The organism is Polaribacter vadi (assembly GCF_018861005.1).
Classification (GTDB): domain Bacteria; phylum Bacteroidota; class Bacteroidia; order Flavobacteriales; family Flavobacteriaceae; genus Polaribacter; species Polaribacter vadi_A.
Window position 1 is genome coordinate 15,028 of sequence record NZ_JAHKQL010000021.1, and the last position, 13,019, is coordinate 28,046.

Consider the following 13,019-nt stretch of genomic DNA (forward strand, 5'->3'; position numbering starts at 1 on the left):
TAAAAATAAAAACAATAAAATACTGATTAACAATTACTTAACTCAATAACAAAAACCAATAAAGCCTTTTTTAGAAAAAATATTTAAAATAACACTTTGATTACAAATATTTTACTATATATTTATGGTGTAATTTAAACTCCCCCAGAATTATGCACATTACTACTCAAAAACATCTATTTTCAGATAGATTATTTTACTCAATTTTATCGTTTTTAGATTCTAATTTCTACAGTAAGTTTAAATTATTCCATTCAAAAAAAATTAAAAAGAAACATTTTCTTCGATATTAGTATATATCATTTTAAGAAGCCTACATTATTTATATTTAATTATTAGAAATCATCACATTTTTCCCCAGTTATGAAATCACAGAACAAATTATCGTTTGTAATTGCTATTATCCTATTATCTATTACAACAATCTATTCTTCAAATTCTTACACAGAAAAGAAAGTTAAACCAACTAAAGAAAAAAATTCTTTTTGGGTAAACCACCAAACAAATTGGCAAAACACCAATCATTTTAATTCAAGTTCTTATTGGCAAGAACAAAAAACAGCAACTTTATATAATGATCGTACAATAACGATTTCTGATAAAAAAATTGCAACCTCACAAGATGATTCATATCAAGATAAAAATGGTAACAACAAACCAACATCCACAGAAAACGGAAATGTTAGATGGAAAGGTTTTCGATTTCAAAACCTTAACATACCATCAAATGCCACAATAACAAATGTAGAACTTACATTAATAGGTTACGAAAAAGGTGGCACAACAGTAAATGTTAAAGCAGAAAATTTAAATTCCCCTACTTCATATTCAGATGAAAATAGTTATTTATCATCATTAAGTACGACATCTGAGTCAGTAGATTGGTATATACCAAACCTATCTAATGGCCTAGAATTAGTCTCCCCCAACTTAAAAGATGTTGTGCAAGAAGTGGTGAATAACAAAGGCGGAATTACTCATTTATCTTTGGTCATATCAGCATCTAAAAAATGGATAAGCTGGAACTATGATGATAAAAGTTCTTCTTATTATCCAAAAATAAATATCAGCTATACTATATCCACTCCAGAAGTTTCAGATGACACGCATTCTTTAGACGAAAATACTATTGCAACACTTGCTATATTTGACAATGATAGCAATGTACCAACAAATGGTACATTAAAAATAAGTGACAATGCAAATAATGGAGAAGTTAAAATAACTGACCCTAATAACACCCCAAACAATCCTTCTGATGATATAGTTACTTATACACCAAATGATAATTTTGATGGTACTGACACTTTTAAATATACAGTTTGCGACAATAGTGATAATTGCGACTCTGCAAATGTTTCTCTTAACATAAACTCTGTTATAGATCCTTGTGATGCTGCTCTTTCTGGAAATTTAGACACAGATAATGATGGTGTTGCTGATGTTTGTGATTTAGATGATGATAATGATGGAATTCTAGATGAAGATGAATGCCCAACTGTAAATCCTTTTTCATTTGAATTAAACGAAAACAACAAAACATTTACAAACAGTGGTTTAGCTGGTAATATTGGAGATGTAATGCTTTATAAAAATGTTGGTACTCATTTAGGTATTAATATAGATTTAAAAGTTACAGTTACTGCAAATTCAGATCCAGAAAACATGACTATTAATATTAGTGGTTTTAAATATGGTGATGATTTATATCCTGTTTTATTAGATGGTAATAACACTAAAGACATACCCTATGCCACAGTAAAATTCGAATTCTATAAAAACGGAACTAACGAATTAGTAAATGTTGCACCATCTTTTATGTTTAAAGATATCGATTTTTTAAGTGATGGTACAGGAGAATCTGTAGAAATAAACAAAAACTTAGTAAGTAGCTATTCTTTATCTAGCAACCCAGAAACTAGCTTGTATATTGTAGACGATATTTCTACGAATTACACAGGTACTAATGGTAATTTTATTAGAGTAAACTCTAAAAAAGAAGATAGTGGCTTAAACAATGAAGATATGTGGATTGGCTTACAGCTTTCTGAAGTAAATTCTTTCAATATCAACTTCTTAAAAAGAACAGGTAACACTGGCTATGTTTTTGAATCAGATTCTTTCTCTAAATCTGCAGATACAGTTCAATTAGATGCAGATTGCTCTTTAGATTCAGATGCAGATGGCATACCAGATTATTTAGATACAGATTCAGATAACGATGGCTGCCCAGATGCAACAGAAGCAGAAAAAAACATGACAACTACTGCAGTTTTATCTGGTGGTAGTAATGGAGGTAGTTCTACTAACTTAGGTACAAAATCTAACAATTACGGAATTCCTATTCCTTTTGGTACAGAAAACGGAACAGAAAAAGTAGGTCAAAATAGTACAGACGCAACAAAAACTGCTGAAAAAATCACTATCAATAATTCTGAATTTACCATTTTAAAAGACAAACACATTAATACATCAATTACTATTGATGCAAGTGCTGCAAAAACAAATACTTTTGCAAATGGAATACCAAATTACGACAATCCTAATGGTACAGACACTTCGAATTCTTTAACTTATAAGTGGTATAAGAAATCTAATCCTACAAAAAACTTATCCAGTAATAAAACATTAAATTTTTACTATTTACAAACTTCAGATTCAGGAGAATATATTGCTACAGTTACAGGTACAAACTCTAGTTGTACAGTAGAAGTTACTTTTACATTAGTTATTAATGATGTTCCACAAGCAAAAGACGATTGGTTTAATGCAAATGAAGATGAAGCAAACACTTCTTTAGACGTTTTAAACAACGATGACTTAGGAGATGATGATACTACATCTGGAAAAATCACTTTAATTAGTGATAAATCAGAAAAAAATGGTACCATTTCTATTAATGACAATGGCACTCCAGATAACCCACAAGATGATACTATATTCTACACATCTGCACAAGATTATTTTGGTTCAGACAGTTTTACTTATACAATTACAGATGCAAGTGGAGACGAATCTACAGCAACTGCAAACTTATATGTAAATGGTACAAATGATTTACCAACTGCTGTAAATGATGCTATTACTATTGATGAAAATAGTGCAACAATTTCTATAGATGTTACACAAAATGATGATTTTGGTGGAGATGGACCAAACTCAGGACAAATTTACATTACAGATAGCAGATCAGACCAAAAAGGAAGTATATCAGTAAATAATAATGGCACAAACACTTCTTCTGATGACAAAATAACTTACACTCCACCAACAAATTTTAGCGGTACAGATTCATTTACCTACAATATTCAAGATGCAAATGGAGATGCTTCTAAAGCAACAGTTACTATAACTGTAAATAACATAAACACATTACCAACTGCTACAGCAGATGAATTTACAGTAAATGAAGACAGTGCTTCAAACACTATAGATGTTTTAGAAAATGATAATTATGGTGGAGATGGAACTAATTCTGGTTCAATTTTATTAACCAATACTACATCAGAAAAAGGAGGTATTTTAACAGTAAATAACAATAATACCCCTAACAATCCTGCAGATGATATTATTATTTACACACCATTAGCAAATTATAATGGTACAGATAGTTTTGAATATTCTATAGAAGATGCAGATGGAGATACTGCAAAAGCAACTGTAACAATTACTGTTACTAGTGTTAATGACACACCAACAGCTAATGCAGATAGTATTACTGTAAACGAGGACTCTAACAACAACTCAATAGACGTTTTAGCAAACGATTCTTTTGGTGGTGATGGCTCAAATACAAGCGCAATAACTTTGGTTGCTACAACATCAAACCAAGGAGGGCAATTAACTGTTAATGATAACAATACCCCAAACAATCCTTCAGATGATTCAATTAACTATACACCATTAGCAGATTTTAATGGAACTGATTCTTTTAAATATACAATTAAAGATGCAGATGGAGATACTTCAACAGAAACTGTAACTGTAACTGTTAACGCTATAAATGACCTACCAAATGCAATTGCAGATACTATAACTGTAGATGAAGACAGTTCAGAAACTTCAATTAACCCACTCACAAACGATTCTTTTGGTGGTGATGGACCAAATTCAGGAACAATAATCTTAACTAACGAAAATTCTACTAAAGGTGGTAAAATTTCAGTAAACAATAACAACACTTCTAGTGATCCTACAGATGATACAATTACTTATACACCTGCAGAGAACTTTAATGGTAAAGATTCTTTTAGTTATTCAATAATAGATAAAAACGGAGATACTTCATCTGCAGAAATTACGGTAACTGTTACCCCTATAAATGATTTACCTACTGCAAATTCAGATGCCATTGCTGTAGATGAAGATAGCTCCAATAATAGTATAAATGTTTTAGAAAATGATTCTTTTGGTGGTGATGGACCAAGTTCTGGTACAATTTCTGTTTCTAGTACTACAACAGCTCAAAATGGTACAATCTCTATTGACAACAATACTACAACAACAGACCCAACAGACGATAAAATAATTTACACACCCTTAGCAAACTATCAAGGTCTAGATACTTTCAGCTACACAATTACAGATACAGATGGAAATACAGCAACAGCAACAGTTACTGTAAATGTTAATTCTGTAAATGATATACCAAGCACAACTGCAGATACTGTAATAGTAAATGAAGATTCTACAAACAACTCAATAAACGTTTTAACAAATGATTCTTTTGGTGGTGATGGACCAAGTTCTGGTAAAATTTCAGTAGAAAATACAACATCAGAAAATGGTGGTTCTATTTCTGTGGATGATAATGGAACTGCAACAAACCCTACAGATGATAAAATCATTTACACTCCTCTAGCAAATTATAATGGCTCTGACTCTTTTAGCTATGTTATTACAGATTCTAATGGAGATATTTCTAAAGCTACAGTTTCTGTAACAGTAACTTCTGTAAACGACTTACCAACTGCAATTGCAGATACAGCAATTGTAGATGAAGATAGCTCATCAAATTATATAGATGTTTTAAATAACGATTCTTTTGGTGGTGATGGTTCTAACACAAGTACAATTACATTAACTTCATCAACATCAACACAAGGTGGTCAATTATCAGTTAACAACAATAATACACCAAATAATCCTACAGATGATGGTGTAATTTATACTCCAGCAGCTAACTTTAATGGTACAGATACTTTTCAGTATTCAATTATGGATGCAAATGGAGATGCATCTACAGAAACAGTAACAATAACTGTAAATTCTGTAAATGACGAACCTTCAGCAACTGAAGATTCTGCTACAGTAAATGAAGATTCTACAACTAATTCTATAGATGTTTTAGTAAATGATTCTTTTGGTGGTGATGGTTCAAATTCAGGAACAATAGCAATAGCATCAAGTAATTCAGAAAATAAAGGAACAATTTCTGTTGATGATAATGGAACTGCAACAGACCCAACAGACGATAAAATTATTTACACTCCTTTAGCAAATTATAATGGTACAGATTCATTTGAGTACACAATTACAGATGCAAATGGAGACACAGCAACAGAAAAAGTTACCATAACTGTAAACGCTGTAAACGATCTACCAACTGCAACAAACGATGCTATTACAGTAGATGAAGATTCATCAGAAAATACCATAAATGTATTATCAAACGATTCTTATGGTGGTGATGGTTACATTACAGGTACAAGAATAGTTTTTAATACAGAAAACACATCAGGTACTGTAACTTTAAATACTAATGGTACAAGATTTGATCCTTTAGATGATACAATTTCTTACACACCAATTACAGATTTTAATGGTACAGATTCTTTTGAATACACAATTACAGATGCAAATGGAGATGAAGCTACAGCAATAGTTAACATTACTGTAAATGCTGTAAATGATACACCAACAGCAACTGAAGATGCAATTACAGTTGAAGAAGATTCAAGTAACAACCCTATTAACGTTACAAATAATGATGATTTTGGTGGAGATGGTTCTAGTTCTGACACAATATCAATTACAGCAACTACAACCACTAAAAACGGAACAATTTCTATTGATGATAATGGAACAGCAACTGATCCAACAGATGATAAAATTAACTATACACCTTTAGCAGATTTTAACGGAACTGACTCTTTTGATTACACTATTACTGATGCAGATGGAGATGAATCTACAACAACAGTTACATTAACAATTACTGCAGTAAACGATGTTCCAACAGCAATTACAGACTCAGTTTTTGTAGATGAAGATTCAACAAATAACTCATTTAATGTTTTAGAAAATGATTCTTTTGGTGGTGATGGACCAAGTTCTGGAACTATTACTATTTCTAACACAACTTCTAATGAAGATGGAGCAATTTCTATTGATGATAATGGAACAGCAACAGATCCAACTGATGATAAAATCAACTACACACCTTTAGCAGATTTTAACGGAACTGATTCTTTTGAATATACCATTACTGATGCAGATGGAGATGAAGCTACAATTACAGTTAACATAACAGTTAACCCAGTAAATGATACACCAACAGCAACAGCAGATACAGCAACTGTAGACGAAGACTCAATTAACAATACCATAGACGCTTTAACAAACGATTCTTTTGGTGGTGATGGTGCAAATGGTGGTACTGTAACCTTAACAAACACAACAACTAGTAAAGGTGGTACAATTAGCATTAACAATAATACAGAAAATAACCCAACAGACGATACTTTTAACTACGCTCCTATTGCAAACTTTAATGGTACAGATTCTTTTGAATATGCTATTACAGATGCAAATGGAGATGTTTCTAAAACAACTGTAACAATTACAGTAACTGCTATAAACGATTTACCAGAAACTACAAACGACACTGCTTCTGTAGATGAAAATTCAAGCAGCAATTCAATTAATGTTTTAGCAAACGATACTTTTGGAGGTGATGGAGCAAATTCAGAATCAATTACAATAGAAAATGAAATCACAGAAAAAGGAAGCACAATTTCTATTGATGATAATGGAACAGCAACAGACCCAACTGATGATAAAATTAACTATACACCATTAGCAAATTTTGCGGGTACAGATACTTTTACCTATTCAATTACAGATGCTAATGGAGATATTGCAACAGGTACTGTAACTATTTCTGTAAATGAAACTGGTACACAATACAATCCTTTAGCAATTACAGAGTGTTTTAACATTTTTGTAAAAAACAACCTTAACTTAGGTTCTGGAAGTACTTCTGGAAGCATTGCTGCTGGTGGAGATTTAACCTACAATAAAGATTACTCAATTGCATCTCAAGATTGTGGTTGTTTTGCAGTAAATGATGTAAAAATTGGCTTATTGATTGGCGGAAAAGTAAACTACCCAACAAATGGAGTTTTAAGCTTAACAAGTCAAAATCAATATGTAAAAATTGGCGAAGACAATAATGCAACAGTTTGGTATCAAAACCCAGATAATACTGGATCTGCAATCAGAATTACACCAGATGCAAATTACGATGCAACTGCACACATTGAATTAGCTGCTAATTCTTCTTCGTTTAATGCATCAAACAGTTCTAATCCTGTTATCGATAAAAATATTATCGATTTTGCAAGTGCATTTCAACAATTAAAAGATGCTTCATTAAGTTTATCAAGCGAAGCGAATAATGTAGTAGTTTTAGATTCTGATTATCAAGAAATTTCAAATACAAATTTACCATCAGAAATTGTTATCAACCTAGAGAATAACATCAACTATTTAAACATTTCTAAAAGCGATTTAAACAATGTTTCTAAAATTAATTTCTTTGAAAAGCCAAATGCAAACAGAATTTTAATTATAAACATAAATGCTTCTGATGTTTTTGATTGGGATGTTTGGCAACAAAATAATATTACTGCAGAAGAAGGTAAATACATTATTTACAACTTCTACAATGCAACTACTTTAAATATTAATGGTGTAAATAATGTAATAGGTAGTGTTTTTGCAGCAAATGCAGACATTACAAAAACTACAAATACAGCAGCTATTTCTGGTCAAATTATAGGGCAATCTTTAGTTATTGAAGATAGTAATATAAACTGCCAAGTTTTTGAAAACAATGTTTACAGCCCAGAAGATGCTAAAGTTGCACCAGTTGCAGATTTTTCTATCAACAATAACAATCAATGTTTTGCTGATAATAGTTTCGAATTTACAAATTCAAGTAATACAGGTTTAAACACACAACCAACTGCACCAATCAGTTATGCTTGGAACTTTGGAGATGGAACAACAAGCCATTTAATGAATGCTTCTAAAAACTATACAGAAGCTGGTACTTACAACGTAAAACTTACAGCAACAAATACTTACGGCTCTACTAGCAAAACTTTACAAGTAACTATTGAAACTGTAACTGCTGCTGATGTAATTGAAAGTAATAGCATAAAAGATGAAAGTACAGGATCTGTAACCAAAGAATACACTTTAAATAATGATACAGATTTTACAAGTTTTTCTTGGAGTATAGATGGTTTTGATACTAGTTCTTTTAACAATCAAAAAACTGTTTCTTTCGATTTCACAGAAGAAGGAGAACACGTTTTAGAAGTTACCACAACCAATAATAGTTGTACTAATATTATTCAAATTCCTGTTACAATTACTTCTGATGAAGTTAGTACAGGTAATGATGGTGGTTTAGAAAGTGAAAGTTTAGGTGATGCTATTTCTATTAGATATTTACAAAGAAAAAAGAAAAGTGTACCTACAATTTTTAAGAAAACTAGAGACATCATTTACAACAAAAAGAAAATGGTTAAATCTTTAGTAAAAAAATCTGATGAGTTAACAATGTTAGAAATGTTTCCAGAAAGATTAGTAGATGGAGATGTTGCACATGTTACATCACCAATAGATATTTTAGATTATACAGTTGCAGATGAAGTTTTAAGTGTAGATTTTTCTATAGATGATAAAACAGTTGGTGTTGTATTAGGTGTAAAAACTTTAGATCAAATATACAACCACACCAAAGCAACTTGCGATAGATTAAGAGGTGCAGAAATATTAAGTGTAAAAACAGTTGCTGTAGACAGCATTAACTTTTTACAACAAGCTATTCAGCAAAGAAATGGAGTTATAGAACACGCTATTTCTTTTGCAGTAAGCAAAAATGATACAGAAGAATTTTACAAAATACAATCTAATTGGTATGTGTTTGATTATACAGCTGCAGATGAAGTTTACAACTTTCAAGTATGGGCTTCAGAACCAGCAAATACTTTAAAAATGGTTACTGATATTATAGAAAACTTAAGAGCATCTAAAGTTGTTGAACAAACAGAAAAGCAAAAAGTACCAAGAACTTTTGTTACAAGAGTAGCTAGAGTTGCAGACAAACTAAATTTAAATTTAAAAAGTTCTGAAGAAACAGAAGATTTAGAAATTTCTATTGAAGAAAAACTAAATGAAACTGCTAGTGACTTAAATTTAAGATATTCGCCATTAAATAATAAAACTGAACAAACCATTCAATTAGATATTAATGATGGTTATGAATATGATGGAGATATTACTTTTGATGGAGAAGTACAAGATGCTTTTTACCATGCAGATGGTAACTGGGGATTAGAATACGATACTAGATACACAACTGTAAATGAATATGAAGTTAGCAACAACTTTAATAGAGAATACAAGGAAGACGAAATGCCAATCAATAGAAATATTTCTGTAAAAGCATATAGTGAGTATGATTATTTATCAGTTTACAAATCTCTTTTACCTGGTACTTTAGCAGCAGATTATACAGAATACAAATATTTATCTTTTACTGCCTCAGGTAATGGGCCAACTCAATTGGTTTTAGTAAAACCATCAATAGAAAATTGGGGAGAGCAATATAGAGCAACAGTAAATTTAACAGAAGAAGAACAAACATTCTTTATTCCTTTTGAATCGTTTACATCTACTGCAACAACAGATAAAATTATTGCTGATGATTTAACAACCATTTCGTTTACTTATGTAGCTGTTGATGCTGGCACAAATAATTTAGACATGACAATTAGCGATGTAAAATTCACGAAAACAAACTCAGCTTTAAGTGTAGATGAATTTATATCACCAAAAAGCAATGAATTTTTTGCTTACCCTAACCCATCAAAAGGAGATTTAAACTGTACAATTTTTAGTGAAGTATCAACTAAAGCAAAAGCTACTTTATATGATATTACTGGAAAAACAGTCTACCAAGGTAATATTGAATTATCAGAAGGTAAAAATGAATTAAAATTTAACTTTAAAGCTAAAGCTGGAGTTATGTTCTTAAAAATTAATAGTTCAGCAATTAATTACGGAACTTCTAAAATAATTTTTAAATAAACAAAATTTAAGTACCCCTAAAAACAAGATCCTTTCAAGTTATAAACTTGAAAGGATTTTTAATTTAACCCTTCCAGAAATAGCTATTTTTTACATTATTTTAACATAATTTTTATTAAAAAAAACCACATATTTAACTGATTTTCAGTATATTTAAAGTGTAAAATAATACGTATTTATTATCAATGAACTCCCCCCTAAACTTCATTAACGAATACTAAAATTTTTATAAATCTATCCCCTTACAAAATACCCCTAACAGGAATCCTTTCAAGATAAAATTATAATCTTTGAAAGGATTTTTTTTATCAGTAAATAAATCATAAGCATCTAAAAAATTATTTTTAGGCTATTTAAAAATTACAGAATAGGTAATAGACAAAAAAACACACAACTTCCTGAATACCAAACTTTTTTAACAAGCTTTTAACTTAAAAGGAATTATAAAAATTATAAATTTTAAATTAATATTTATTATATTTGGATTATAATTTAAAACCCCCTAACAATGTACCCCTTAAAAAAAACAACTTACATTCCTATTTTTTAGCTTTAGTTTTCTTTAATTATATGAAAATAACTCATAGAGTTAAATTTTAGAAATAATTTTATATATTTGCAAAAGTTTTAAAATAAGTTTTTAGTGTTAAATCACTGAAAACAACCCCAATCTTCATATAATTAGTAGTAAAGTACAAAGACACGAACCTGTATTTCACCCCATCAGAATCGTTATTTGTCGAATTAAAATTTAAAAAAAACCAAAATTATATAATTTTGGTTGTAATAATTAAAAGTAATTAACCCTAATTAAAAGCTTTTTCAATGAAGAAAAATGTAAACTCTAAACTACAAAATCTACTGATAACATCAGTATTCACAAACCTAAATCTATTCAACAAATCTAAATCTGAAAACAAAATAAGCGCTTAACAACTAAGCTTTTATTAGATTTATTATTGCTTTTATTTTTTACCCCAAAATAAATACTCAGCAATAAATAAGTCACACAAAAACTATTTTCCCTAAGTCCAACCCCTAATCTTGTATCAAGGAGAATAAAAGTTGTAATCCTAATTATAATTTTTTCGTACCATGAAAAACCGAATTACCTTTAACCAAACCCAGAATAATCCTTTTTATTATACAAAAGGATTAAAAAAATTATTATTTATTCTTGCATTCTTTACTTCTTTAGGATACTATGCTCAAACAAGCACATCTACAGGAATTAGTGGTAAAGAAGATGTACGTCTTATTACAGGATCTAGCTCTAAATCTAAATCAAAGGTTAGTGTAGAAGACTTATCAATAATAAATTCTTTTACAAGTAGAACAAATGTATGTTCTCCTGAAACATCATTAATAGTTACAGAAGAAAGTACTTGGGGTATTTCAAGGTCTACTTTAAATAACAGTGGTGTTCCTTCTTTTTGTTTAAGTTTAAATGATGATGCTCCTAATGTTGATGATGTGTATAACACAACTTTAACCCCTAGTACAGACATTAGCTTTAACAATAGTAATTATACAACAAATCAAATTTTAGATAAAGTACAACGTACTCTTTCTATAATGAATCATTCTAGTTATGCTCCAAGCTCTCAACCATCTAATATTACTGATAGCTTTCACCAAGCTATTGCAATAGCTGTTTGGCACTGGACAAATGATTTAACTATATCAAATAATATAGATTATTCATGGACTGCAACAAATGGAAGTACTTATAAAGCAAGCAATATTGTAAGTTGGGTAAATAATGGTACTTTACAAGCTTCTGATGTTTTTTGGTTAATTCCAGAAGACAATAATAATCAACCAGAAGTATTATTGAACGAAAACACTTCTTCTGATTGTTGCCCTACTTCACCATCAATAATAACAAGTATAGAAAGTTCAGGAGATATCATTTTAGATTCAGCTTCTAATGCATACTACTATGGAGTAAGCACTATGAATGCTGGTAGTTATGATGGTCCTACAACAATTGCAACTGCAACAGAAATTCCAAGTTCTTTACCTTCTACAATATTTACAAATCCATCTCAAAATGCAGGAAGTTATATTGTAAGAGTTTTTAACAATATAGATAGTTGCTATACAGATTACACATATACTGTCCCAGGTTCTCCTGCACAAAGTTGTACATCAACTTACGCTTCTTATGAAAGTGATAATAATAATGTAAATGGAAAATATAATGCAGAAGGTGCTCCTGATGGGGCTTATGCAGAAATTTACAGTAGAGATCAACAATTAATATTAGATTTTAATCAAGAATTCCCTGCAGGAACCGAGTATATAATTACTTGGAGAATGAGAAGTAGCGAAAGTGGAACAGCTCAAATTTATTTATCAGAATCTACTTCTGCAAGTTCAGGATTTACCAATAATCCTGCTTCACCACAAACAACTACAACAGGTAGTTTTATTACAACTACTGTAACATCAAACGTAAACTTTAGATACATTGCTTTTGATAGAGGTTCTGGTACAAGAGATTATGATTTAGATGCTGTAGCAGTAAGTGTTTGTGTTACTTGTGATGAAGCTGATAATACAACTACAACTGCTTCAATTACAGAAAGTGAAACTAAAACTTTATCAGGTGCGCCTGCTGGTGGTACTTGGTC

The 13,019-nt window shown here is 30.4% G+C and carries 2 protein-coding genes; both read left to right on the top strand.

Features of this window, described 5'->3' with window-relative positions:
- Positions 1 to 363 precede the first annotated feature (363 nt).
- Positions 364 to 10,383, top strand: a complete 10,020-nt coding sequence (locus tag KO506_RS10740) for an Ig-like domain-containing protein (RefSeq protein ID WP_215994914.1) — start codon at positions 364 to 366, stop codon at positions 10,381 to 10,383.
- Between the two features lie 1,095 nt (positions 10,384 to 11,478).
- On the top strand, positions 11,479 to 13,019 hold a 1,541-nt coding region (locus KO506_RS10745), incomplete at its 3' end, for a hypothetical protein (RefSeq protein WP_215994915.1).